Raw genomic sequence first — 24,606 nt, 5'->3', positions numbered from 1 at the left:
TCGCGAAACGTCACGCCGAAAGGTTTATCACAGGGCGCTGAAACCCGTCGTCACATGGGCGCAAATACGCTTGTCGGCATTGATCTTTCCGCGCGCCGCTGTATTGAAGGCGTGCAATTGGATAGGCGGGAACGCCAGTCACGTATCCGCCTCAATTGACTAGGAGACAGCCGCGCGAGCAGCTGTGTTTCGCGGCTATGTGTCGGCGCCTGCAGCGGTTTCGGGCGCTGCCGTTCAGAAAGGGTTTTCCGCAATGAATTTCCGTATCTTGGCCGCCCCGGTCCGGCCGCATGGGCGCATTGTTGCCCTGATGGCGGCGACGGCATTCTCTGCAGCGCTCCTGGTTCCTGCCGCTCAGGCCCAGCAGCCGGCAGCGCCGGCGCCCGCGGCACCGAAGGCAGCGCCCAAGGCGGCACCGAAGGCAGCTCCGAAGGCGCCGGCTCCGGCAGCCCAGGCGCCCGCAGCCCCGGCACCGGCCGCGGGTCAGGCGCCCGCAGCGGCCGCCGGCCAGCAGCCGCCCCAGGATCAGCAGATCCAGCTCATTTACGCCCCCTGGACCAAGTTCTGCCTGAAGGGCCAGGAAGCCAACGCCAAGCAGGTTTGCTTCACCGGCAAGGACGGCCGCATCGAGTCGGGCCAGCCGGTGATCGCCGCCGTGATCATCGAACCGGAAGGCGAGCCGAAGAAGATCCTGCGCGTCACGCTGCCGCTCGGCATGCAACTCGTGCACGGCACCCGCATCATCGTCGACAACAATCCGCCGCAGCAGGCGCCCTACGTGATCTGCTTCCAGAACGGCTGCATGTCCGACTATGAAGCAACCCCCGAGCTGATCGCCAACATGAAGAAGGGCCAGAACCTCGTGGTCCAGGCGATCAATTCGAACGGCGCGCCGCTGACCCTGCCGCTGCCGCTCAACACCGAATTCGCCAAGGCCTATGACGGCCCGCCGACCGATCCGAAGGTGTTCGAGGAAAACTCGAAGAAGCTGCAGGAAGAGTTGCAGAAGCGCGCCGAAGAGCAGCGCAAGAAGCTGGAAGGCGCGGGCGGCGGCGCCGCGCCAGCGGCTCCGGCCAATCCGGCGGCCAAGTAAAACGGCAAGTAGGAACTTCGATCACGCGTTCAAGAAAGCGCGAGATCGTCGCTATCGAAAGGCGCCCGCAAGGGCGCCTTTTTGTCATGCGATACCGACTGGCTGATGGCAGCCTGCTGCGCTGGTGATCGTGCGCATCGTGTGCGATGTTGGTTGAAGGGCATCGCGGTTGCGTCGCGCCGTGAGCGCGGATCGTCGATGTCTTGTCCGGACAAATCCGGCGTCGCAGCACAATCACAAATCCGATACGGGAGGCCAGACGAAAGCGCGGGACAAGCGCCTTCGATGCGCAGACGCGCGTGGTTGTTCGTGACCGCTGGCCGCCATTCGCAGTCATGGAAGTCGCGCAATGTCCCAGCAAGTCAGCACGCAGCGTCGGGAACCGGTGTCCCGGCCCACAGAGCCGCCGGTCGCCGCTGCTGCGGTCGATGCTGGTATCCGCGTCAACCAGGACAACGTTCCAGGCAGCTTTCATCCCGGCATCGTCCATCTTGCGCTGGCGATGGGCGGGTTCGCGATCGGCATCGCCGAATTCGCGACCATGAGCCTGCTGCCGTTCTTCGCCCATGACCTCAACGTCAGCGAACCCCAGGCGGGCCACGCGATCAGCGCCTACGCGCTCGGCGTCGTGGTCGGCGCGCCTGTCATCGCCGTGCTGTCGGCACGGATGACGCGGCGCAATCTCTTGATCGCGCTGATGGGCTTCTTCGCGCTGATGAACGGTCTCTCCGGCCTCGCGCCGGACTATCATACGATGCTGGTGCTGCGCTTCCTCGCCGGGCTGCCGCACGGCGCCTATTTCGGCATCGCCATGCTGGTCGCGGCCTCGCTGGTGCCGATGGACAAGCGCACGGCAGCGGTCGGCCGCGTGATTCTCGGCCTCACGATCGCGACCACGATCGGTGTCCCGCTGGCCAATGGGGTGGGGCAGGTGATCGGCTGGCGCTGGGCGTTCGCGATCGTGGCCGGCCTCGCGCTCCTGACCGCCATCCTGGTGCTGATCTTCGCCCCGCGCGATGCCGCCAACACCAATGCAAGCCCGCTGCGCGAATTGTCGGCGCTCGGGCGCAAGCATGTCTGGCTGACGCTTGGGATCGGCGCGATCGGCTTCGGCGGGCTGTTCTCGGTTTACACCTATCTGGCGTCGACCATGCTGGCGGTGACTCACACATCGCCCGCTTTGGTGCCGGTCACGCTGTGCGTGTTCGGCGCCGGCCTCACCGCCGGCAACATCATCGTGCCGCGCTTCGCCGACCGCGCGCTGATGGCAACCGCGGGCGGGCTGTTGCTGTGGTCGGCGGCGACGCTGGCGCTGTATCCGCTGGCGGCCGGCAATGTCTGGACGCTGAGCGCCGACGTGTTCCTGATCGGGCTCGGCGGGGCGCTCGCCACGGTGTTGCAGACCCGGCTGATGGATGTCGCGGGCGAGGCGCAGAGCCTTGCTGCTGCGCTCAACCATTCCGCCTTCAACGTCGCCAATGCACTGGGCCCGTGGCTCGGCGGCATGGCGGTTGCGGCAGGCTATGGCTGGACGTCGACCGGCCTTGTCGGCGCGGGCCTCGCGCTGGCGGGCTTTGTGGTCTGGGCGATCGCGGTGGCGCTCGCCAAACGTGAGGGCGTGTGAACGTGCCGGGCGAATGCCGCAGCATTCGCACGCCCGGGGGCGTGTCAGTTCAGCGAGGGATTGCGCGGACGGTAGCCGCCCGACTTGTCCTTGATGAAGATCTCCGCCACCTGCGAATGCCGGATCGGCTCGCCGGACTCGTCGGGCAGCAGGTTCTGCTCAGAGACATAGGCGACGTACTCGGTCTCCGAGTTTTCCGCGAGCAGGTGATAGAACGGCTGGTCCTTGTGCGGCCGCATGTCCTCGGGGATCGACAGCCACCATTCCTCGGTGTTGTTGAACTCCGGGTCGATATCAAAAATCACGCCCCGGAAGGAGAACACCCGGTGACGGACGATCTGCCCGATCTGGAATTTGGCGGTGCGCGCTTTGATCATGGTTCGTCGATAGACCAACATTGTGGCCGATGCTAGGGGCTAAGCTTCGAATTAACCATCGGTTTACCGATTCCAGCCCTGCAAAAACCACCCGAAAACCCGCCGAGAAACTACTTTCAGAATGATCGATATCCTCAATCTGGCGCTGCCGTATTTCGGCTTGATCTTCATCGGTTACGCGTGCGGAAAAGCCAAGGGTTTGCCCGAGAGCGGGCTCGCCTGGATGAATTTCTTCCTGCTTTACGTTTCGTTGCCGGCGCTGCTGTTCGGGATCATGTCCAAGACCCCGTTTGCGGAGCTGAACAACCCGCCATTCCTGATCGCCACCACGCTCGGCACCGTGATCGCGTTCTTCCTGGCGATGGTCGCGGGCAAGCTGATCGGGGGCCTCTCGCTGCGCGAGGCGACGCTGGCCGGCCTGTCCGGCGCCTACGGCAATATCGGCTATATGGGGCCGGGCCTTGCGCTTGCTGTGCTCGGCGCCAAGGCGGCGGCGCCGACCGCGCTGATCTTCTGCTGCGACAGCATCTTCCTGTTCTCGATCGTGCCGCTCCTGATCGAGCTCACCGACCGCGACCATCCCTCGCTACTGCACGCGCTCGGCGTGGTGCTCAAGCAGATCGTGCAGAACCCGCTGATCATGTCGGCGGTGTTCGGCGCGCTGGTCGCCGCGTTTCATGTCCCAATTCCAGTCGCGCTCGACCGCACCATCCAGTTCCTGCAAAACGCGGCCGCGCCGATGGCGCTGTTCGCGCTCGGCGTCACGGTGGCGCTGCGGCCGTTCGAGCGGGTGCCGTGGGAGGTGCCGGGCGTGGTCGCGATCAAGCTGCTGATCCATCCGCTGCTCGCGTTCGGCCTGATGCTGCTGTTCGGCCCGTTCGCGCAGCCCTGGGCGGCGACCGCGGTGCTGATGGCCTCGCTGCCGCCGGCGCTCAACGTGTTCGTGATCGCGCGGCAGAACGATACCTGGATCGAGCCGGCCTCGGTCGCGGTGCTGATCGGCACCTTCGCCTCGGTGGTCACGCTGACCAGCGTGATGTGGTTCATCCAGAGCGGCCGGCTGGTGTTTCCTTGAGGAAGGTTTACCGCCGCCAGGACGGCGCGAGGCCCTCGCGCATCGCGAGCCGCCGCAGCGGGCCGAATGCGCCGAGCAGATGCAGGCCGGCGGCACGCGCCGTCTGCACGCCGAGGAAGTCGCTCAGCAGCGACCGGTTGGCGAGATCGATCGCCCAGGTCCGGCTGGCAACGTCCGGACGCCGCGCCGCCTGGTAGCGTGACAGCACGTTCGGCGCGCCGGGATCCTCGCCGCGGCCGATCGCCTGGCCCGTGATCTCGGCAATGTCGGCAGCGTCGCGCAGCCCCATGTTGAGGCCCTGCGCGCCGATCGGCGGCAGCACGTGGGCGGATTCCCCGACCAGCGCGATCCGGTCTTTTGCAAATTGCCGCGGCCGCTCGATCGCGAGCGGAAACACGTGACGGCCGCCCTCGACCTCGACGCGCCCGAGGATCGAGTGCGACTGGCGTTCGGCCGCGACGGACAATTCGTCGTCGCTGAGCGCCTTCAGGCGCTCGGCTTCCTTCGGCGAGGAGACCCAGACCACGCTGCTTCTGTTGCCGGCGAGCGGCACGAACACGCAAGGGCCGTGCCCGGTGTGAAATTCGGTCGAGATGTTGTGGTGCGGCCGCGTGTGCGTGATGTTGAAGGTGAGGGCGGACTGCCCGAGCGCGCGGCTCGTCACCTCGATGCCGGCGGCCTCGCGCGACAATGAATTGCGGCCATCGGCGCCGACCGCCAGCCGGGCGGTGAGCGACTGGCCCTGCCGCGTCGCCACCGTGACTGCGGCATCGCCCGGCTGCACCGAGGCCGCCTCGTCGTCGAACCGGGTCAGCGCGGCCATTTCGCCGGAGCGCTCCTCGAGCGCTGCGACCAGCGACCGGTTGTCGATGTTGAAGCCGAACTGCTCGCGCCCGATCTCCTCGGAGGAGAACCGCACCTCCGGCGCGCGGATCAGGCGGCCGGTGTCGTCGACCAGACGCATGGTCTTGAGCGCCGCCGCTCTGTCGCTGCACCGCCGCCAGACGTCGAGCCGTTCCAGGATCTCGGTCGAGCCGCCGAGCAGTGCGGTGGTCCGGTTGTCGGCGTAGGGAGCGCGGCGCGCCAACAGCGCGGTCCGCGCGCCGGCGTCGGAGAGAGCAATCGCGGCCGTCAAACCGGCCGGACCGCCGCCTATTACGATAACGTCATAATACTGCGAGCTGTCGGTCATACCAGGGACATTTGACATGCTTGGCCCGATTTTCAAGCCATTGCTAACCACCAAGAGTTTCCAACGCTTTGCGCGGCGGAACGCCGCAACAGCGCATATGCAAAGCCGGCCGATTCCTGATAGCACTTCGGCCGATGGAGCACTCGAGCCAGCCCGATGCGTTGCCAGAACGGATGCGGACCGCCGCATTCTCCGTTCACATTTTCACGGCGCTCGGCGCCGGCGTCGCGCTGCTGGCCATGCTGGAAGCCGTGCGGGAGCACTGGGCCAACATGTTCGGCTGGCTCGGGGTTGCGCTGATCATCGACGGGATCGACGGCCCGCTGGCGCGCCGGCTCGACGTGGTGCGGTTGCAGCCGAACTGGTCGGGCGAGGTGCTCGACCTGGTGGTTGATTTCGTCACCTATGTGTTCGTGCCGGCCTATGCGATCACCGCGAGCGGCATGCTGCTGCCGCTGGCCGCGCCGATCCTCGGCATCGGCATCGTGGTGTCCAGCGCGCTGTATTTCGCCGACCGCCGCATGAAATCCGACGACAATCATTTCCGCGGTTTTCCGGCACTGTGGAATGCGGCGGCGTTCTATCTGTTCCTGCTGCATCTGCCGCCGGTGCTGTCGACCGTCGTGGTCGCGCTGCTGATCGTGCTGACCTTCGCGCCGTTCCACGTGCTGCATCCGTTGCGCGTGGTGCGGCTGCGCTGGCTGACGCTGTGGCTGCTCGCCGCCTGGGCGCTGCTCGGCATGTACACGCTTGCCAACGATTTCGTCGTCGGCCCCTCGATCACCTTCGGTCTCTGTGCCATTGCCGTCTACATCGTCGGCAGCGATACCGTGATTCGCCGGATGAAAGCCTTCAGAGCATGATGCAATTGATCACCAGCCCGGAAGCCTGGGCTGCGCTGCTGACTCTGACTGCGCTCGAGATCGTGCTCGGCATCGACAACGTCATCTTCCTGTCGGTGCTCGTCTCGCGGATTCCGCAACCGCAGGCCGATCGCGCGCGGCAGATCGGCCTGCTGCTGGCGCTGGTATTCCGCATCATCCTGCTCAGCGTGCTGGTCTGGCTGATCGGGCTGACGCAGCCGGTGATCGCTTTCGTGAGCGTCGCGCTGTCCTGGCGCGACATCATCCTGATCGGCGGCGGCCTGTTCCTGATCGCCAAGGCGACCCACGAGATCCACGCCGAGGTCGAGGCGCGTGACGTCGAGGCGACCGACAAGCCGAGCCCGAACGCGTTCTTCTGGGTGATCGTGCAGATCATCGTCATCGACCTGGTGTTCTCGCTGGACTCGATCATCACCGCGATCGGCATGGCGCAGGACATCGAGATCATGATCGCGGCGGTCGTGATCGCCTGCGCCATCATGTACATCTCGTCCGGACCGGTGGCGCGGTTTGTCGCGGAGCATCCGACCACCAAGATGCTGGCGCTGGCCTTTCTGGTGCTGATCGGCGTGGCGCTGGTGGCCGACGGCTTCAAATTCCACATTCCGCGCGGCTACATCTATTTCGCAATCGCGTTCTCGGCCGCGGTCGAGGCATTCAACGTGCTGGCCAGGCGCAACCGCAAGAAGGCGGCAGGCTAGGCATGATCCGGAAAAGTGCGACGCGGTTTTCCCTCGCGACAAACGCGGAACGCGTTTGCGCGGAGATCATGCATCTAGTGGCCAAGTTCCAGGCGGCTTGGTCCACGCGGCTTGGTTGACAAGCCAGCGCCGTTGGCATTCGCTTGCCTGGCGCCGATATCTGAGGGGAGCGACGACATGACCAAGGCTGTGCGCGTGCACAAGGTGGGGGGCCCGGAAGTCCTGACTTATGAGGACGTCGAGGTCGGCCCGCCGGGGAACGGCGAGGTCCGGATCCGCCAGCATGCGGTCGGGCTGAACTTCATCGACGTCTATTTCCGTACCGGCCTCTACAAGGCGCCCGGCCTACCGTTCATCGCCGGCAACGAGGCCGCAGGCGACGTTTTGGCCGTCGGCCCCGGCGTGACCAATTTCCACCCAGGCGATCGCGTCGCCTACTATTACAACCTCGGCGGCTACGCGTCCGAGCGGGTCATCCCGGCAGACAAACTGGTAAAACTGCCCGACCACATCACCTATGAGCAGGGCGCCGTGCTGATGCTCAAGGGGCTGACGGTCTGGTACCTCCTGCACAAGACCTTCAAGGTGGAGCATGGCCATCGCGTGCTGATCCACGCGGCGGCGGGCGGCATCGGACTGCTGGCCTGCCAGTGGGCCCACGCGCTCGGCGCGCATGTCATCGGCACCGTCGGCTCGAAGGCCAAGGCCGATCTCGCGCTCGCGAATGGCTGCGACCACGTCATCCTCTACAACGAGGAGAACTTCGTCGAACGCGTCAAGCAGATCAGCCGCGGCGAGCTCTGCGACGTCGTCTATGACGGCGTCGGCAAGACCACCTTCCCGGGATCCTTGTCGTGCCTGCGGCCACGCGGCTTGTTCGTCTCGTTCGGCAACGCGTCGGGCCCGGTGCCGCCGTTCCCGCTCGCCGAGCTCAACAACCACGGCTCGCTGTTCGCGACGCGGCCCAAGCTCAACGATTATGTCGGCACCCGCAAGGAACTGCTCGAAGGCGCGGACACGTTGTTCGCCGCCGTCATCAACGGCAAGCTGCACGTGCCGATCAACCACGCCTATGCGCTGAAGGATGCGGCCAAGGCGCATACCGATCTGGAGAGCCGGGCGACCACCGGCGCGGCGATTCTCAGGCCGTAAGTTTCTGCCGTCATTGCGAGGAGCGAAGCGACGAAGCAATCCGTTGTCCCGCATGCGCGGAGGGATGGATTGCTTCGCTTCGGTCGCAATGACAGTGGTTGCTACGCCACCCGCCTGGCCGCACCGACCTTCGTCAGCACGATGTCCAGGCAATCGATGACAGCGGAAATCTCTTCCCGCGTCACATTGAGCGCCGGCATGAAGCGCAGCGCGTCCGGCTGTGGCGAGTTGATCAGCACGCCGGCCGCAAATGCTTCGGCAACCACGGCCGCGCCGATCGGCATCTTGAGATCGAGCGCGACCAACAGGCCGCGGCCCCTGATCTCGCCTAGCCCATGCCGCGCCGACAGCCGCTGCAATTCGCGCTCCAGCAGCAAGCCGGCATCGGCAACCGATTTCAGGAAATCGGGTTTGCCGATCTGATCGAGCACGGCGAGGCCGGCGGCGCACATCAGCGGGTTGCCGTTGAAGGTGCCGCCCTGATCGCCGTGGTCGAAGCACGAGGCATGCTCGGTCGCGAGCAGCGCCGCCAGCGGCACGCCGCCGCCGATGCCCTTGCCGAGCGTCATGATGTCGGGTGCGATCCCGGCATGCTCATAGCCGAACAGCTTTCCGGTTCGGCCCATGCCGGTCTGGATCTCGTCGACGATCAGGAGCAGGCCGCGCTGCTGGGTCAGCGCCCGCAACTCCCTGAGGAATTCGCCCGTCGCAGGCCAGACCCCGGCTTCGCCCTGGATCGGCTCCAGCATCACCGCGACCGTCGACGCAGAGATCAGCTTGCGCACCGACTCGATGTCGTTCAGCCGCGCTTTCCGGAAGCCTGAGACCTTCGGTTCGAACAGCGGCTCGAACGCCTTCTTGCCCGAGGCCGACATGGTCGCGAGCGTGCGGCCGTGGAAGCCGCCCTCAAAGGTGATGATCTCGTGCGCGCCACCCTTGTACTTGGCGCCGAATTTGCGCGCGAGCTTGATCGCGCCCTCATTGGCCTCGGCGCCGGAATTGGCGAAGAACACCTGGTCGAAGCAGCTGTTCTCGACCAGCGCCTTTGCCAGCTTCAGGCTCGGCTCGTTGTAGAACGCCGGGCTCGGGGTTAGCAGCCGCCGGGCCTGCGCGGCCAGCGCGTCGGCGATGGCCGGCGGCGAATGGCCGAGCGCGTTGACGGCCCAACCCTGCACAAAATCGAGATAACGGTTGCGGTTGTTGTCCCACAGATACGAGCCGGCGCCGCGTACGAACACGACCTCGGGGCGGGCGGTGATGTCCATCAGCGCGTCGAACGGTTGGGTAGCGTTGGTCATGTCGATCTCCTCTGGGGTCGTGTGGGGAAGGGGCAGGCCGAAAAGCGAGAAGGCCGCGCTTTGGGGGCGCGGCCTTCTCGAAAACCCTGGCTGATGTCAGCTAATCAGCGATGGCGTCGGACACGGCGCAGCCCAGCATCGTCGCGGGAGCGACGACGGCAGATGGCGCGGCGGTGGGTCCGGTTCAGCTTCATGGCGCAGGGCCATACAGCCGAAGGGGCGGCGGCGTCAAGCGGGAGGTGATATCGCACGCAACCGGCTCGCGGAGCGAGTTAAGCTGCGACGAGGCAATCTTGGAGCAATCTTGGAGGTGGCGCCGTGATCAAGCTGCTGATCGAACGAGATCTTCCGGCCAATTTCGACGTGACCGACGACGCGCAGGCGGCGCGTCATGCGCGCATTGCGTTGGATGCCATCGTTGCGACGCAGGGCAAGATGCATTGGATCTGCACCTATGCAACTGACGACCGCAAGTTGTTTGGACTCGTGGTGGTCGACAGCGAGGAGGTCATCGATGCCTATGTGCGCAGTGCAGGCATCGGTAGCTCGGTGCGTATCCATCGCGTGCTCCGCACGTTGGACCCGGCGCTCGCCGCTCCACCGGCGCCCCATTAGGCGACGTCAGAAACCAGCGACGCTGCCGTGCAGGTCGTATTGGTCGGAGCGCTCGATCCTGGCGGTGACGATCTCGCCGACTTTGAGGGGGCGGCGGCTGGTGAGGTAGACGGCGCCGTCGATCTCGGGCGCATCGGCCTTTGAGCGGCCTTTGGCGACCGTCGGGCCGACTTCGTCGATGATCACCTGCTGGCGGGTGCCGACCTTGCGCTTCAGCCGTCGCGCCGAAATCTTCTGCTGCCGGGCCATCAGCGCATTCCAGCGTTCCTGCTTGACCTCGTCGGGCACGGCATTGCCAATCGCGTTCGAGGTGGCGCCGGCGACCGGCTCGTATTTGAAGCAGCCGAGGCGGTCGATCCCGGCTTCATCGAGCCAGTCGAGCAGATAGGCGAAATCGGCATCGGTCTCGCCGGGGAAGCCGACGATGAAGGTCGAGCGCAGCGTCAACTCGGGGCACTGCTCGCGCCATTTCTGGATCCGCGCCAGCGTCTTCTCCTGCGCGGCCGGGCGCTTCATCGCGCGCAGCACGTCGGGGCTCGCATGCTGGAACGGGATGTCGAGATAGGGCAGCACCTTGCCCTCGGTCATCAGGCCGATGACCTCGTCGACATGCGGGTAGGGGTAGACATATTGCAGCCGCACCCAAGCGCCGAGTTCGCCGAGCTCCTTGGCGAGGTCGAAGAACTTGGCGCGCACGCTGCGATCCTGCCACGGGCTCTCGGCATATTTCAGGTCGACGCCATAGGCCGAAGTGTCCTGCGAGATCACGAGCAATTCCTTGACGCCAGCCTTCACCAGCCTCTCGGCCTCGCGCAGCACGTCATTGGCCGGCCGCGACACCAGGTCGCCGCGCAGCTTCGGGATGATGCAGAAGCTGCAGCGATTGTTGCAGCCTTCGGAAATCTTCAAATAGGCGTAGTGCCGCGGCGTCAGCTTGACGCCCTGCGGCGGCACCAGATCGACATGCGGGTTGTGCGCCGGCGGCAGCGCGCGATGCACGGCATCCAGCACGCTCTCATATTGCTGCGGGCCCGTGATCGAGAGCACGCCGGGATAGGCGCTCTCGATCTGCTCCGGCTCGGCGCCCATGCAGCCGGTGACGATGACCTTGCCGTTCTCGGCCATGGCCTCGCCGATCGCAGCGAGCGATTCCTGCTTGGCGCTGTCGAGGAAGCCGCAGGTGTTGACGATCACGATGTCGGCGCCATCGTGCTTGCGCGCCAGCTCGTAGCCCTCCGCGCGCAGCCGGGTGATGATCCGCTCGGAATCGACCAGCGCCTTGGGGCACCCCAAGGACACGAAGCTCACTTTCGGCGCGGCGGCCTCTTGCATATCGTCCCAAATCTGCCTGATTGATGGGCAGGAGCTAGTCCCAATTGCCGAGAATTACAACCCTTTCCGCGGGCTTCCGGCGTGATATGGATGCTTCTCGCCGGGCTTTAAGAGTTGTCGATGAGCGCAGAATCGTCTCCCAAGATCGTCATAGTCGACGAGAGCCCGATCCGCGCGGCCATCCTGGAGGAGGGACTGCGGGAGGCCGGCTATACGGACGTGGTCCATATCAGCGAGATGCAGAGCCTGCTGTCGCGGATCTATGCGCTTGACCCCGAGATCATCGTCATCGACCTCGAGAACCCCAGCCGCGACGTGCTGGAGCAGATGTTCCAGGTCAGCCGCGCGGTCCGCCGGCCGATCGCGATGTTCGTCGATCAGAGCGACGCCGCCTCGATCCAGGCGTCGGTGGAGGCGGGCGTCTCGGCCTACATCGTCGACGGGCTCAAGAAGGAACGGATGAAGCCGATCCTCGATCTCTGCGTGTCGCGCTTCAATGCCTTTTCCAAATTGCAGGACGAGCTCGACCGCACCAAGCATGCGCTGGAGGAGCGCAAGGTGATCGATCGCGCCAAGGGCATCCTGATGAAGGTGAAGGGGCTGACCGAAGAGGAGGCCTATGTGCTGATGCGCTCGACCGCGATGCGCGAGAAGAAGAAGATCGGCGAGATCGCGCAATCGATCCTGACGGCGTCGGAGCTCTTGAAATGACCACACCCCTGCGCATCGGGTTCATCCCGCTGGTGGACGCTGCCGCCCTGATCACCGCCGTCGACAAGGGCTTCGCCGCCGACGAGGGCCTCGACGTCACCCTGGTGCGGGAAGTGTCGTGGTCGAATGTCCGCGACAAGCTCAATATCGGCCTGTTCGACGCCGCCCATCTGCTGGCACCAGTGGCGATCGCCTCGAGCCTCGGGCTCGGCCACGTCAAGGTGCCGATCACGGCGCCCTTCAATCTCGGGCTCAACGGCAACGCCATCACGGTGTCGCCAGCCCTGCACGCGGCGCTGATGGAGGAGCTCGACGGCGATCGCTTCGACCCGATGGCGACCTCGCAGGCGCTGGCCCGCGTGGTGGCAAAGCGGCGCAAGAGCGGGGCGGAGCCGCTGACCTTCGGCATGACGTTTCCGTTCTCGACCCACAATTACCAGCTGCGGTTCTGGATGGCCGCCGGCGGCGTCGATCCCGATGAGGACGTCCAGCTCGTGGTGCTGCCGCCGCCCTACATGGCGGACAGCCTCGCCAACGGCCACGTCGACGCGTTCTGCGTCGGCGCGCCGTGGAATTCGATCGCGGTCGATCTCGGCATCGGCCACATCCTGCATTTCGTCTCGGATATCCTGCTCAGCGCGGTGGAGAAGGTGCTCGCGGTGCGCCAGGGCTGGTCGGAGAAGCATCCCGACATCGTCGCGTCGCTGGTGCGCGCGCATCTGCGCGCCGCGGAGTTCATCGAGCAGCCCGAGAACCGGGGCGAGGTGGCACGCATCCTCAGCTCACCCGAGCGGATCGGCGTCGATGCCAGCGTCATCCAGCGCACGCTCGATGGCCGGCTGAAGATCTCGCCCGACGGCACCATGCGCGAGAGCAGCCGCTATCTGCTGGTCGGGCGCGAGGCCGCGGCGCGGCCGGACCCGGCGCAGGCGGCCTGGCTCTATGCCCAGATGGTCCGCTGGGGCCAGACGCCGTACCGGCCGGAGGCGCTGAAGGCTGCGATGGCCGTGTTCAGGCCCGACCTCTACGACGCCGCGTCAGGGCGCCCGGCAGGCGCCTCCAGCGCCATCGGCGCGTTCGCCGGTCCACCGTTCGATCCGGCCGACGTCCCGGGCCATCTGGCTGCCTTCAAGATCGGACGCTGGAAGCCCTGAACGCGGCGTAGTGGCTTACCTTCGGCTCCTTTGCATGGGGTTGTTTCACGAGTTTTGGTTGTTGCGGGGCCGGCGCGGGTTCCGGACGCCTTGGATTGCAACGAATAGGATTCTCGGGCCCGCTCTCGAGAAGGAATATTCCTCTCGGAACCGCGTTCCCGAAGGCGGTGGCATCGCTATTTTTGTCACCCGCTTGAATTGCGGCGCGAACGATATTCCATATGCCCGAGAATGGGGCGTTGGAGATCGACCATGCGCGAACTATCGGCGGAAGCCCGCCTGCACCTTTACGCGCGACACATTTCAAGGAAGTCCGGGACCGGCGTTCACACCGCGGCGCTGTACAGCGCCTTTGCGGTGATCGCGGCCATCGTGTTCGGCACGCTGTCCGTCCACCCGTTCTGAGGCCCTGAGGAAACTGCAAAGCCGCCGTCTGATGTCCTCAGGCGGCGGCTTTGTGTTAGCTGGATGCTGACGGCTCAGTAGCCGTAGCCGCGACCGTAGCCGTAGCTGTAGCCGTAACCACCGCCGCAGGTATTGCAGGTCTGCTGAACCGGCGCGTAGTAGGAATAGCCCGGCGAGACCATCTCGGTGCGCTCCTGGGTGGCGTATTGCGGCGCGATGCGCTCATAGGCGACGCCTTCGGGCGCGACCATCACGGTCTGCGGCACCATCACGGTACGATATTGCGCCGGCGTGCGATGCGCGACGACGCGGCCCGGCGCGACCATCACGGTTTCCTGCACCGTGCGATATTGCGGCGGCACCGTCTGCACCTGATAGCAGGTCGTGCAGGGCTGGGGCGGCGGCGTATAGCAGCTGTAGCAGCCGGCGGAGGCCGCGCTGGCGAACGCGGCGGTGGCGACCGCGGCAATGGCGAGGGAGAGGCTGGTGCGGAACATGCTTTCGTACCCAATTTCCTGAGAGGACAATCAGAGGCTCGGAAGCTGCAACTAGCAATCAAACGGCAAGTTTGGGTTTAAGAAGACTCTTAACGGAATCTAAAGGGCCGGCGCCGCGGCCGGCCCTTGCCGATGGATACGTTTGCGGCTCAGTGCGCGGTCTTGAACGGCGCGACCGTGATGCCCGCCTGCTTCAGCGCTGCGCGCAGATCGCGCGCGATCTCGACCGCGCCATGCGTGTCGCCATGGATGCAGACGGTATCGGTCTGCATCTTGATCACCTTGCCGGTGACCGAGACGACCGCGCCATCCTGCACCATCCGCACCACGCGCTCGGCGATCGCCTTGGGATCGTGTAGCACGGCGCCCGGCTTCTTGCGCGACACCAGATTGCCGTCGTCCTCATAGGCGCGGTCGGCGAACACCTCGTGCGCCATCCTTAGATTGGCGGCTTCGCCGGCGCGCACCAATTTCGAATTCGCGAGCACCACGAAGATGAGATTGGGATCGACCGCCTTGATCGCGTTGGCGATCGCCCTGGCGGTCATGTCATCCTCGCAAGCAACATTCGAAATCGCGCCATGCGCCTTCACATGGGTGACCTTGTGCCCGGCCGCGGTCGCGATCGCCTGCAACGCGCCGATCTGATAGGCGATCAGGTTCTCGATTTCCGAGGACGTCAGTCCCGGCATCGGGCGGCGGCCAAAGCCGTGCAGGTCGCGATAACCGGGATGGGCGCCGACGCTGACGCCGCGCGCCTTCGCGAGCTCGACCGTCTTCCTCATGATGTCGGCGTCGCCGGCATGGAAGCCGCAGGCGACGTTGACCGAAGTCGCAAGCTCGATCATCGCGGCATCGTTGCCCATCTCCCAGGGCCCGAAGCTTTCGCCGAGATCGCAATTGAGGTCGATGGTTGAGGTCATGACGACAGATCCGATGATTGTTGGTGTTGGCTCACTTGCTTGAGCATCATCTTGTCGGAAAACCGCTTGGCACTTTTCCGGATGATGCTCTACGGGACGACGACCTGCCACGTCGCAGCGTCGATGGCACTGACCGCCTGTCCTGCGACGTTAGCATCTCTTAGCGCTTCGATGTTGAGGCCGAAATCCTCGATGCCGCGGAGGCGGTCGGGCAGGGACTGCAGCAGCGCGTGGAACTTGATCGCCTCGGCCTGCGCTTCCGCCATCGTCACTGCTTTGAAGCGGAACGGGCGGCCGGCGGAGATCTGCGCGAAGCGGCCGAAATCGGCCGTGATCACGGTCGCGATCTTCGGATAGCCGCCGCTGGTGCCGCGGTCCGGCATCAGCACGATCGGCTGGCCGTTACCGGGGACCTGAATGCTGCCGTTGACGGTGCCGTCGGAGACGATGTTGTGGCCGTTGAGATGCTTGATGGCCGGGCCTTCGAGCCGGTAGCCCATGCGGTCGCTGGTGGCCGAGATCTTCCACTCGCTGTCGGTGAACAGCTTCTTGCTGTCCGCGGCGAACTCGTCGTCCTGCGGGCCGAACACGATGCGGATCGGCGCGTCGGTCGCGGCCGGCAATTCGATCCGGCGCTCGGCGGCTCCGCTGGCGGCTTGTGTCTTCAATTCGTCGCCGCTTTGCAGTGGCCGCTGGTAGGGGCTGCCGAGCCCGGCGCGGGCATTGACCGCAAGGCTGCCGAACATCGGTTCGCCCTCGATGCCGTGCTCGATCGCGAGATAGCTGAACGAGCCGCCGCGCGCGAAGCCGAGATTGAGTGTCTCGCCGTCGGCCAGCGTTGCCGAGCTGTCGAACGCAACAGGCCGGCCGCCAATGTCAGCATTGCGCGATGCGCCGGCCAGTCCGATGCGCACGGCGCCGTTGCGCGCGGTGAAGCTGGCGCCGAACGGGCCGATCTCGACCGCGGCAGCGAACGGCGCATTGCCGACCAGGATATTGGCCGCGGCCAGCGCAAGCCGGTCCATCGCGCCGCTCGGCACCAGGCCATAGCGCTGCGAGCCCGGGCGACCCGCATCCTGCACCGAGCTCGCCGGGCCGATCGAGGTGACGACGAGCTTGCTCATGGCGTCACCAGTTCTGCGACGAATTCGCCGGCCGCGGCGGCGCGGTCCTGTTCGGCAAAGGTCTTGGCGTCGATTGCCGTGAAGGTGATGGCATCGCCCGGCTCCAGCAGGAAGGTCGGATCGCGATGCAACTGATAGGTCCTCACCGGCGTGCGGCCGAGCAGGTGCCAGCCGCTCGGGCCGGCCAGGCACTGCACGCCGGTCTGGATGCCGCCGATCGAGATGGTGCCGGCGGGCGTCAAGAGCCGCGGGTCCTTGCGCCGGGGCATGTGCAGGAATGTCTCCAGACCGCTGAGATAGGACCAGCCGGGCGTGAAGCCGATCATGGCGACGCGATAGTCGCCGGCGATGTGGCGTGCCACGATGTCATCCGGCGTGGTCTGGAGCGTCTTTGCGACATCCTCGAGGTCGATGCCGTGCTCGCCGCCATAGGTGACAGGGATGCGCCAGCGCCGCGTTCCGGTCTCGCTCGGCAGCGCCTTGGCGGCGCGCGCCAGCAGTTGCTCGCCGAGCGCATCGAAGCCGATCTGCACGGGATCGTAATGCACCAGCAGCGAGCGGTAGGTCGGCACGGTCTCGGTGATGCCGGCGATCGGCTCGGCCGAGATCATGCGGTCGAGCGCGAGCACCCGCCGGTTGGCGGCATCATCGATGGTGCGGCTGAATTCCACCGTGACGGCGCTGTCGCCGCTCGGCAAAAGGCGGGGAGGACTTAAGGGTTCGGCCATGGGACAAGCAGGCTTCGGTCGCCATCAAGCTAGCGTGTTTCGATCTAAAACGGAATTCGCTTCGTGCAAAATGATGCAGCAACTTCAATAAATTAATCGGCATGCCGGCGATAAATTTAGATGATCGCAGGATTTTCGTTCAGCCCTTGACGCAACGCCCTTGCCCGGCAACATGCGCCAGTCTTTTTCCTCCCATCGGAGCAAGCTTTCCAGATGTCACTGTCCACTGAGGCGATCGCGACGCTGTCGCACGTGTCCACCGCCACCATCACCACGGTCCTGCTCAAGAAGGGTCTGCGCAACATCTGGATGCGCGGCACCAAGCCGCTGAAGCCCGGACAGAAGCGGCTGGTCGGACCCGCCTTCACGCTGCGCTTCGTGCCGGCCCGCGAGGATCTGGCGACGCCGGAATCCTGGTCGTCGCCGATCTCGACCCGCACCGCGATTGAGGCGATGCCGGCGGGCTGCATCGCCGTGGTCGATGCCATGGGCATTAACGATGCCGGCATTTTCGGCGACATCCTCTGCGCGCGCATGGTCAAGCGCGGGGTGACGGCGCTGATCACCGACGGCGTGGTGCGCGACGTCGAGGGCGTGCTCGGCACCGGCCTGCCGGTGTGGTGCGACGGCTATGCCGCGCCACCGTCCGTTGCAGGCCTGACCTTCGTCGGCTGGGGCGAACCGATCGGCTGCGGCGGCGTTGCCGTGTTTCCGAATGACGTGGTCGTGGCCGACCAGGACGGCGCGGTGCTGATCCCGCAGGCCTTCCTCGATCACGTGCTGGCCGAAGGGCCGGAGCAGGAACGGATGGAAGCCTGGATCGTCAACGAGGTGAATAATGGTGCCCAGCTGCCCGGCCTGTATCCGATGAACGCCGAGACCAAGGCACGCTACGCCGCGACCAAGAAATAACGTCAAGAGAGGGAGGTAACCCCATGGATATCCACGTTTCCGGCTCGCGGCCGACCCGCCGCGCGCCGGCGGAGCATTTCACCGGCAGCGTGCTGCAGGACCCGATCAACATGGCGCCGGCGCCGGCGCGGCTGAACGCCTCGCGCGTCTCGTTCGAGCCCGGCGCGCGCACCGCCTGGCACACCCATCCGCTCGGGCAGACGCTCTATGTGATCTCGGGCATCGGCCGGGTGCAGGCCAAGGGCGGCCCGATCCGGGAAATCCGCCCCGGCGACGTCGTCTGGATTCCGCCGAACGAGAAGCACTGGCACGGCGCTTCGCCCGACAACAGCATGACCCATATCGCCATGCAGGAGGCACTCGACGGCGTGTTCTCGACCTGGATGGAGCACGTCACCGACGAGGACTACAACGGCAAGATCGGTTGAACGCAGCCGCGAGCTCAAACCGAAAAGCCCCGCTTTCACGAGTGGGGCTTTTTGTTTTCGGTGACCGTAGCCCGGATGAAGCGCAGCCCAATCCGGGGCGCCCCCGCGGCAAGAGTTCCGGATTTCGCTGCGCTCCATCCGGGCTACAAGAGGTCAGTTCACCCGCGTCCAGGTCTGGCCACCGCAGAACATGCCGCCGAATGCGCAGCCCTGGACGCGCAGCGTGTCGGGGCCCTTCAGCGCGATGGTGGAATCGTACGTGCTGCCGCTGTTCGGATCGAAGATGCGGCCGCTCCATTTGTCCTTGCCGGGCTTCATGTTGATCAGAACCTGCTCGCCGTTGGCGTTCGACTTCTTGTCGACCGAATAACCGCAGAGATTGGCACCGCATTGCTCGATGCGGACCTTGCCTTCCTTTTCCTCGGTCAGCCAAAGGCCGAGCGGGGAGTTGGCTGCTTGCACGGGGGTTGCTGCCGGCTTGGGCGCCGGCGCGCTTGGCGGCGCGGTGCCGACAGTGACGGGCCTTGCCGGCGGCGCTGCGTGGGGCGGCGCGTGTGACGGCGGTGTGGTCGCGGCGGCCGGCTGAGATGTTGCTGGCGCGGCCGGGGCAGCAGTCTGATCAACGGTCGCTGGAGCAGGCGCTGGCGCCGCAGCAGGTGGTGCAGCCGGCGCGGTTTGAGAATCCGTCTTGGCTTCCTTCGGAGCCGGCTCGCGCTTCTGCTCGGCATCCTTGCTCCTGGCGCGCTTGGTGTGGCGGGGAGTATTGTCGTAGACGCCGGGGATCGAAACCGTGCCGCGATCGGGATCGATGCGGATGGTGCGACCGCCATAGTCGAAGGTGTGTTGCGCCTGTGCTGCGGCCGTGCTTGCCAGCGCAAGGGTGGCGATCGCCAGAAGCTGCCTCATCTCGACCTCCACTGCAGGGAACCCCTTCGCAAGGGCTATCCGGTGACCGCCTCGTTGAACGTGTCCCAAATCACGGTCAGAACATGAGTCGTGTCCTCACCGATGAGGTTCAAATCACTGATTGCGGTCTGGTTTCAGGCGATCCGCATCGAATGATGAGCGCGTGCGTTTGACGCAGGCTATTCGAACCACGCAGCGTAGATCTTCGCGTAGCTGCCGTCTTCGCGCGCGATGTGAAGCCATTGGTCGACGAACGCCTTCAAGGCGACGTCGCGCTGCATCCAGTAGGCTTTCTCGGCGAAGTCGAACGGCTTGTCGGGATGCACGGCGCAGAGCACGCCGGGGTGCAGCTTCTGCTGATAACGTGTCTCGGACGCGTCGGTCATCATCAAATCGGCGTCGCCCTTGGCGATCTCGTCGAAGATTCTGGTGTTGTCGTTGAAGACACGGATGTCGGCCGCCTTCACATGGGCGCGCGCGAACCGCTCATTGGTGCCGCCGGGATTGACGATGACGCGGGTGCCGGGCTGGTCGATCTCGGCGAGGGTGTCGTACTTGCCCTGGTCGGCGCAGCGCGCGATCGGCGTCTTGCCCTCGCGCATGATCGGTGTCGAGAACAGGCCCTTCTTCTGCCGGTCGAAGGTGATGGAGATGCCGCCCATTGCGATGTCGAAATTGTCGGCCTCGAAATCCCTCATCATTTGCGGCCATGATGTCGGCACGAACTCGACCTTGACGCCGAGCGCCTTGCCGAGTGATCGCGCCATGTCGACATCGAAGCCGCGGAAGGTATTGGTCTCCTTGTCGAGCGCAGTGAACGGCAAATAGTCGCCGGTCATCCCGACGCGCAGCGTGCCGCGCTTGACGATCTCATCGAGCCGGGACGGCGCGGTCTGCGCATGCGCGGCGGACAGAAGCAAAGCGAGAGCGAGGCCGGCCAGCGCGCGAAACATAAAAGTGTTCTCCATTGCGGTGCCCCTGGGTGGGCGTCGTCACTCAAGCTTCGGTGTTGTCCTTGCGCGCCTGAAGGGCGGTCGCAGTGCGGCTGATGATCTCGTGCCTGAAGTGCTCGAAGCGGCGGCGCGCTTCGGCTTCGCGATCGTCGACAAATTTGATCGCCGCGTCCCTGTCCATCGGGCCGTTGACCAGCGGGGTCGATCCTTCGCCGACGGTCTCGTCGACATAGTATCGGCCACCGTCCTCGCGCACCGTCCAGCGAAAGCGCAGTGCGGCCATCGGGCCCGGGCCGGACTTCGAATAGCCGTTCGCCTCGATCGGCTGGGCCGGTTGGACGGGTTCAGGCTCCGGCTCGCTTGGCTCCGGTTCGACCGCTGCCGGTTCGACGACCTCAGGTTCGCGGGCCTCGGGCTGGCTTGGCTCGGGCTGTTCGGCAGGTTCGGACTGTTCGACCGGAGGCGGCTCGACCGCCGACGGCGCGGCGGGCGCGTGCTCGGTGGACACAGTCGCGTGCTCGGTGGACACAGTCGTGATCGACACGGTCTCCACCGTAACGATTTCGACCGATGTTGGCAGAGGCGGCGGCATCGCGATCGCGGCCGGCCGCTCCTCAGCGGGCTCGGCTGCCTTGTCAGCCGTCTTGTCGGACGGTTTGGCCTTCTCGGGAGGCGTCGTCGTCTGATCGAGAATGCTTGCGATCGCGGCGAGCGCATTGTCGGTCGGGTCACTCACGGTTCGGCCCCCCAGGCATGGCGCCGGCGGAATCGCGCCGACGCCCTTCCTATCTACCTGATCTGACTGTCCTTTGTCAGCTAGGCGCAGACCGGCGGGCGGCGGTCCTTCCAGGGCCGGACCTGTTCGAGCTGGCCGGCGAGGCGGAACAGCAGGCCTTCCTCGCCGAGCTTGGCCGCGAACATCATGCCGAGCGGCAATCCGGCCTTGTTCCAGGCCAGCGGCACCGACATCGCCGGCTGGCCGGACATGTTGAACATCGAGGTGCCCGGCATATAGCGGCGCAGCACCGGCGCAATGTGGGTGAGGTCCTCGGACATCGTGTTCAGCTCGCCGAGGCGGAGCGGCGGCGCGCACAGCGTCGGGCTGAGAAAGATGTCGCAGCCTTCGAAAAAGGTCGCGAGCCCACGCGAGATCTGGAATGCGGCAAGCTGCGCGGCGACATAATCGGCCGGGGTCATCTTGGCCGAGTTCTGGCCGCTGGCGAGCGTCAACCGCTCGACATCATCAGATGTCAGCGTGCGCCCGACGCGCTGCTCGAGCAGGCGGATCGTCAGCGCCGTGTTGCCGGCGACGATCGTCGTCATGGTCGCGGCCGGATCGGCTGCAAGCGGCGGTGCGCGCTCCTCGACATGGTGGCCGAGCCCGGCCAGCAGCTTGGCGACGTCGCGGACCGCCGCTGATATCTCCGGATCAATGGCATCGCCATAGGGCGACTTGTCGGTGAAGCTGATACGCAGATGGCCGGGGTCGCGGCCGACCTCCTGCGAGAACGGCCGCTCCGGCGGAGGCGCGACGTAGAGGCTCGACGGCTCCGGACCATGGATCGCATCCATCATGACCGCGCTGTCGCGGACGCTGATGCTCAGCACATGGCCGACGGAGAAGCCGCCCCAGCCTTCGCCACGGTCGGGGCCGACCGGGTTGCGGGCGCGGGTCGGCTTCATGCCGAACACGCCGGAGGCGGAGGCGGGGATCCGGATCGAGCCGCCGCCGTCGCTGGCATGTGCGACCGGCAGGATGCGCGCCGCAACCGCAGCACCGGCGCCGCCGGACGAGCCGCCGGAGGAATGGTCGAGATTCCAGGGATTGCGGGTCGGGCCGAACAGACGGGATTCCGTCGTCGGCATCAGCCCGAATTCCGGGCTTGAGCTTTTGCCGAAGATCGTAAGCCCGGCGTCGAGGAAGCGCTGCGCCAGCGTGCTGTTATGGTCGGCGACAAAATCCTTCAGCAGGCTGGCACCCGAGGTGGTGCGCGTGCCCTCGAGCAGATCGAGGTCCTTGAGCAAAAATGGCACGCCGGTGAAGGGACCGTCAGGCAAACCCTTGGCGATCTGGCGCTCGGCGTAGTCGTAATGCTTGACGACAACAGCGTTGATCTTCGGATCGATGGCGGCGGTGCGCGCGATCGCCTCGTCGAGCAATTCCTTCGCGGTCACGTCCTTGTTGCGGACCAGCTCGGCGAGACCGACCGCATCGTAGTTGCCGAATTCCTTGAAAGCCATGTGCATGCTCCGCATCGCCGGGCCGACCTTGCCGGATCGGCCACGGCGCAACTAGAGCACGATCCGGAAAAGTGTGAAGCGGTTTTCCGAAAAGATCGTGCTCAAACAAACTAAAGCGCGACGACCTATCTCATCGCGCTTTTGGGAAGGCTGAAAGCTCAGCCGAGGACGTCCTGGTTGATCACGTTCTGGCGCAGCGGATTGCCGTCCAGCACGCTCAGGATATTGCGCGCGGTCTGTTCGCTCATGCGATCGACCGCCTCGACGGTGACGCCCGCCACATGCGGCGCCATGATCACGTTGGGCAAAGCGTGCAGCGGCTGGCCGACCGGCGGCGGTTCGACCTCGAACACGTCGAGGCCTGCACCGGCGAGCTTGCCCGATACCAGCGCGTCGTGCAGCGCCTTCTCGTCGACGATGCCGCCGCGGGCGGTGTTGATGAGATAGGCGGTCGGCTTCATCAGGCGGATCCGGGCCGCGTTGAACAGGCCGATCGTTTCGGGATTCTTCGGGCAATGGATGGTGACGAAATCCGCCCGCGGCAATGCTGCCTCCAGGCTCGGCACCACCTCGCAGCCGGCCGCGGTGATCTCGCTGGCGGGCTTGTAGGGGTCGTACACCAGCACGTTCATTTCCATCGCCAGGCAGCGCTTGGCGGTGCGGGTGCCGATGCGGCCGAAGCCCACGATTAGCACGGTCTTGCCGTAGAGATCGAACGGCAGCACGCCGAGCCGGCTCGCCCAGGTGCCGTCCTTGACCATCGAATGCATTTCCTGCGCGCGCTTGGCCAGCGTCAGCATCATGAACAGGGCCTGCTCGGCGACCGACGGCGAGTTGGCGGTGCCTGCGACCATCAGCGGCACCTTGCGGCGGGACAGCGCCGGCACGTCGACGGCGTCGTAGCCGACGCCGATCCGGGTCACCACCATCATGCCCTTGGAGGCTTCCAGCTCGGCCTCGCCGAACCGGGTGGCGCCGAGCGCGACGCCATGGACCGGGGCATGCTGCTCCAGCATCGCCTGGAAATCCTTGGCCGAGATCAGGTTGGGAAATTCGATGAGTTCTACGTCGTCCCGCTCGTTGAGGAGCGCCCGCGCGCCCGGAGACAGAGTCTGGGTGATGAAGATCTTCTTCTTGTTGGTGGCCATTTCCTGCCCTTGAGGTTTCTTGTACGCCGTCAAAGGACGGCGCCGGTCACCTCGTTTAGCAAATGCATATTGTTGAGGTCCACAGCCAATCGGAGCGGGCTGCCATCCTGCGCGCCGGCATTGGGGTTGACCCGGCCGCAGACCTGGCTGCCCTCCAGCGTGAAATAGACCAGGGTCTCCATGCCCATCGGCTCGGTGACGTCGAGCACTGCGTCGAACGGTTCGACGCCGGGCTCGGCGTGCGGCCGTGCCTCCATGACGTGCTCGGGGCGGATGCCCAGCAACAATTTGTCGCTGCGCGAGAGCGCCTGGTAGCGGGCGGCGCGCGCCGGCGGCAGCGCGAAGGCGAGCCGGTCGGTCAGCCGCACGTTGAGCTTGCCGCCGACATCCTCGAGCCGGCACGGCACGAAATTCATCGCGGGCGAGCCGATGAAGCTTGCGACGAACTTGGTCGCCGGCTTGTGATAGAGCTCGCTGGGCGTGCCGATCTGCTCGATCCTGCCGTGGTTCATCACCACCACGCGGTCGGCCAGCGTCATCGCCTCCACCTGGTCGTGGGTGACGTAGACGGTCGTGGTGCGGACCTTCTGGTGCACCTTCTTGATCTCGATCCGCATCTGCACGCGCAGCTTGGCATCGAGGTTGGAGAGCGGCTCGTCGAACAGGAACACCTTCGGATTGCGCACGATCGCGCGTCCCATCGCGACGCGCTGGCGCTGGCCGCCGGAGAGCTGCTTCGGCTTGCGGTCGATCAGGTCGGTGATGTCGAGCATGCGGGCGGCCTCGCTGACCCGGCTCTTGATCTCGGCCTTGGGATAGTGTTTCAGCCGCAGCCCGAACGACATGTTCTCGGCGACGGTCATGTGCGGGTAGAGCGCATAGTTCTGGAACACCATCGCGATGTCACGGTCCTTCGGCGGCACGTCGTTGACGACGTCGCCGCCGATCATGATGTCGCCGTCGGAGATGTCCTCGAGGCCGGCGATCATCCGCAGCGTCGTCGACTTGCCGCAGCCGCTCGGGCCCACTAGCACCACGAACTCATGGTCGGCGATATCGAGGTCGATGCCGCGCACCGCCTCGACCTCGTCGTAACGTTTCACCACCTTGCGCAAACTGACGTCGGCCATAAG

General features: G+C 65.5%; 26 protein-coding genes. 12 read left to right on the top strand and 14 right to left on the bottom strand.

The genetic code is table 11. The annotated features are described in order from the left end of the window. Positions 1 to 253 precede the first annotated feature (253 nt). Both ACVINW_RS31200 and ACVINW_RS31195 read left to right on the top strand, forming a co-directional pair. On the top strand, positions 254 to 1,093 hold the full coding sequence (locus ACVINW_RS31200) for an invasion associated locus B family protein (protein ID WP_456754812.1): 840 nt from the start codon (positions 254 to 256) through the stop codon (positions 1,091 to 1,093). A gap of 349 nt (positions 1,094 to 1,442) precedes the next feature. Next, positions 1,443 to 2,717 (top strand): MFS transporter, encoded by a 1,275-nt coding sequence (locus ACVINW_RS31195; RefSeq protein WP_456754811.1) that lies wholly within the window; start codon positions 1,443 to 1,445, stop codon positions 2,715 to 2,717. 44 nt (positions 2,718 to 2,761) lie between these two features. Here the strand turns inward: ACVINW_RS31195 and hspQ are convergent, their stop codons facing one another. Continuing rightward, on the bottom strand, positions 2,762 to 3,094 hold the full coding sequence (gene hspQ / locus ACVINW_RS31190; protein WP_021081543.1) for a heat shock protein HspQ: 333 nt from the start codon (positions 3,092 to 3,094) through the stop codon (positions 2,762 to 2,764). A 121-nt stretch (positions 3,095 to 3,215) separates the two neighbouring features. Between hspQ and ACVINW_RS31185 the strand changes: the two genes are divergently transcribed. After that, positions 3,216 to 4,169, top strand: a complete 954-nt coding sequence (locus ACVINW_RS31185) for an AEC family transporter (RefSeq protein WP_456754810.1) — start codon at positions 3,216 to 3,218, stop codon at positions 4,167 to 4,169. 7 nt (positions 4,170 to 4,176) lie between these two features. Here ACVINW_RS31185 and ACVINW_RS31180 read toward each other — a convergent pair whose 3' ends face one another. Continuing rightward, positions 4,177 to 5,361 carry a UbiH/UbiF family hydroxylase gene (locus tag ACVINW_RS31180; protein ID WP_456754809.1) on the bottom strand — a complete coding sequence of 395 codons (1,185 nt, stop codon included), beginning with the start codon at positions 5,359 to 5,361 and terminating at the stop codon, positions 4,177 to 4,179. A gap of 134 nt (positions 5,362 to 5,495) precedes the next feature. On the opposite strand from ACVINW_RS31180, the gene pcsA reads away from it, so the two are divergent. The 3 genes from pcsA to ACVINW_RS31165 all read left to right on the top strand — a co-directional run bounded on the left by pcsA (position 5,496) and on the right by ACVINW_RS31165 (position 8,098). After that, entirely contained in the window at positions 5,496 to 6,224 is a 729-nt protein-coding gene (gene pcsA / locus ACVINW_RS31175; protein WP_456754808.1) for a phosphatidylcholine synthase, read from the top strand. Continuing rightward, positions 6,221 to 6,946, top strand: a complete 726-nt coding sequence (locus tag ACVINW_RS31170) for a TerC family protein (protein ID WP_456754807.1) — start codon at positions 6,221 to 6,223, stop codon at positions 6,944 to 6,946. Before pcsA ends, ACVINW_RS31170 begins: the two co-directional genes overlap by 4 nt. A 177-nt stretch (positions 6,947 to 7,123) precedes the next feature. Then, on the top strand, positions 7,124 to 8,098 hold the full coding sequence (locus ACVINW_RS31165; RefSeq protein ID WP_456754806.1) for a quinone oxidoreductase family protein: 975 nt from the start codon (positions 7,124 to 7,126) through the stop codon (positions 8,096 to 8,098). A gap of 101 nt (positions 8,099 to 8,199) precedes the next feature. On the opposite strand, the gene ACVINW_RS31160 is transcribed toward ACVINW_RS31165, so the two are convergent. Further along, positions 8,200 to 9,396 (bottom strand): acetylornithine transaminase, encoded by a 1,197-nt coding sequence (locus ACVINW_RS31160; RefSeq protein WP_456754805.1) that lies wholly within the window; start codon positions 9,394 to 9,396, stop codon positions 8,200 to 8,202. Positions 9,397 to 9,714: 318 nt separating this feature from the next. On the opposite strand from ACVINW_RS31160, the gene ACVINW_RS31155 reads away from it, so the two are divergent. Beyond that, entirely contained in the window at positions 9,715 to 10,011 is a 297-nt protein-coding gene (locus ACVINW_RS31155) for a hypothetical protein (RefSeq protein WP_456754804.1), read from the top strand. 6 nt (positions 10,012 to 10,017) lie between these two features. Here ACVINW_RS31155 and rimO read toward each other — a convergent pair whose 3' ends face one another. Further along, entirely contained in the window at positions 10,018 to 11,343 is a 1,326-nt protein-coding gene (gene rimO, locus ACVINW_RS31150) for a 30S ribosomal protein S12 methylthiotransferase RimO (RefSeq protein ID WP_456754803.1), read from the bottom strand. A 120-nt stretch (positions 11,344 to 11,463) separates the two neighbouring features. Between rimO and ACVINW_RS31145 the strand changes: the two genes are divergently transcribed. The 3 genes from ACVINW_RS31145 to ACVINW_RS31135 all read left to right on the top strand — a co-directional run bounded on the left by ACVINW_RS31145 (position 11,464) and on the right by ACVINW_RS31135 (position 13,613). Continuing rightward, complete coding sequence (locus tag ACVINW_RS31145; protein ID WP_018271619.1) at positions 11,464 to 12,054, top strand: ANTAR domain-containing response regulator; 591 nt, start codon at positions 11,464 to 11,466, stop codon at positions 12,052 to 12,054. Continuing rightward, entirely contained in the window at positions 12,051 to 13,208 is a 1,158-nt protein-coding gene (locus ACVINW_RS31140) for a CmpA/NrtA family ABC transporter substrate-binding protein (protein WP_456754802.1), read from the top strand. The genes ACVINW_RS31145 and ACVINW_RS31140 overlap by 4 nt, the downstream gene beginning before the upstream one ends. A gap of 252 nt (positions 13,209 to 13,460) precedes the next feature. Beyond that, positions 13,461 to 13,613, top strand: coding sequence for a hypothetical protein (locus ACVINW_RS31135; protein WP_456754801.1), 153 nt, complete (start codon positions 13,461 to 13,463; stop codon positions 13,611 to 13,613). A gap of 74 nt (positions 13,614 to 13,687) precedes the next feature. Here the strand turns inward: ACVINW_RS31135 and ACVINW_RS31130 are convergent, their stop codons facing one another. From ACVINW_RS31130 to pxpB, 4 genes are all read right to left on the bottom strand, one after another. Continuing rightward, complete coding sequence (locus ACVINW_RS31130) at positions 13,688 to 14,110, bottom strand: hypothetical protein (protein WP_456754800.1); 423 nt, start codon at positions 14,108 to 14,110, stop codon at positions 13,688 to 13,690. A gap of 149 nt (positions 14,111 to 14,259) precedes the next feature. After that, entirely contained in the window at positions 14,260 to 15,033 is a 774-nt protein-coding gene (locus ACVINW_RS31125; protein WP_456754799.1) for a LamB/YcsF family protein, read from the bottom strand. Positions 15,034 to 15,122: 89 nt separating this feature from the next. After that, the gene (locus ACVINW_RS31120; RefSeq protein WP_456754798.1) at positions 15,123 to 16,157 is read right to left on the bottom strand and encodes a 5-oxoprolinase subunit C family protein; all 1,035 of its coding nucleotides are present in this window, start codon (positions 16,155 to 16,157) and stop codon (positions 15,123 to 15,125) included. Further along, the gene (gene pxpB, locus ACVINW_RS31115; RefSeq protein WP_456754797.1) at positions 16,154 to 16,885 is read right to left on the bottom strand and encodes a 5-oxoprolinase subunit PxpB; all 732 of its coding nucleotides are present in this window, start codon (positions 16,883 to 16,885) and stop codon (positions 16,154 to 16,156) included. The genes ACVINW_RS31120 and pxpB overlap by 4 nt, the downstream gene beginning before the upstream one ends. Positions 16,886 to 17,098: 213 nt before the next feature. Between pxpB and ACVINW_RS31110 the strand changes: the two genes are divergently transcribed. Together ACVINW_RS31110 and ACVINW_RS31105 are read left to right on the top strand one after the other, a co-directional pair. After that, positions 17,099 to 17,797, top strand: a complete 699-nt coding sequence (locus tag ACVINW_RS31110) for a ribonuclease activity regulator RraA (RefSeq protein ID WP_456754796.1) — start codon at positions 17,099 to 17,101, stop codon at positions 17,795 to 17,797. Between the two features lie 23 nt (positions 17,798 to 17,820). Then, positions 17,821 to 18,225 carry a (R)-mandelonitrile lyase gene (locus ACVINW_RS31105; protein WP_456754795.1) on the top strand — a complete coding sequence of 135 codons (405 nt, stop codon included), beginning with the start codon at positions 17,821 to 17,823 and terminating at the stop codon, positions 18,223 to 18,225. A 153-nt stretch (positions 18,226 to 18,378) separates the two neighbouring features. On the opposite strand, the gene ACVINW_RS31100 is transcribed toward ACVINW_RS31105, so the two are convergent. The 6 genes from ACVINW_RS31100 to ACVINW_RS31075 all read right to left on the bottom strand — a co-directional run bounded on the left by ACVINW_RS31100 (position 18,379) and on the right by ACVINW_RS31075 (position 24,603). Continuing rightward, positions 18,379 to 19,131 carry a DUF2147 domain-containing protein gene (locus tag ACVINW_RS31100; protein ID WP_456754794.1) on the bottom strand — a complete coding sequence of 251 codons (753 nt, stop codon included), beginning with the start codon at positions 19,129 to 19,131 and terminating at the stop codon, positions 18,379 to 18,381. A gap of 179 nt (positions 19,132 to 19,310) precedes the next feature. Continuing rightward, complete coding sequence (locus tag ACVINW_RS31095) at positions 19,311 to 20,099, bottom strand: transporter substrate-binding domain-containing protein (protein ID WP_456754793.1); 789 nt, start codon at positions 20,097 to 20,099, stop codon at positions 19,311 to 19,313. Between the two features lie 28 nt (positions 20,100 to 20,127). Next, a complete protein-coding gene (locus tag ACVINW_RS31090; protein ID WP_456754792.1) occupies positions 20,128 to 20,820 on the bottom strand; it encodes a hypothetical protein in 693 nt (230 codons plus the stop codon). A gap of 80 nt (positions 20,821 to 20,900) precedes the next feature. Next, positions 20,901 to 22,325 carry an amidase gene (locus ACVINW_RS31085; RefSeq protein WP_456754791.1) on the bottom strand — a complete coding sequence of 475 codons (1,425 nt, stop codon included), beginning with the start codon at positions 22,323 to 22,325 and terminating at the stop codon, positions 20,901 to 20,903. Positions 22,326 to 22,483: 158 nt separating this feature from the next. Next, complete coding sequence (locus ACVINW_RS31080) at positions 22,484 to 23,473, bottom strand: hydroxyacid dehydrogenase (protein ID WP_456754790.1); 990 nt, start codon at positions 23,471 to 23,473, stop codon at positions 22,484 to 22,486. Positions 23,474 to 23,502: 29 nt separating this feature from the next. Then, positions 23,503 to 24,603, bottom strand: a complete 1,101-nt coding sequence (locus tag ACVINW_RS31075; RefSeq protein ID WP_456754789.1) for an ABC transporter ATP-binding protein — start codon at positions 24,601 to 24,603, stop codon at positions 23,503 to 23,505. Positions 24,604 to 24,606: the final 3 nt, after the last annotated feature.

This window comes from Bradyrhizobium sp. USDA 4461, assembly GCF_054055655.1.
This window is presented reverse-complemented; position numbering and strand designations above follow the sequence as displayed.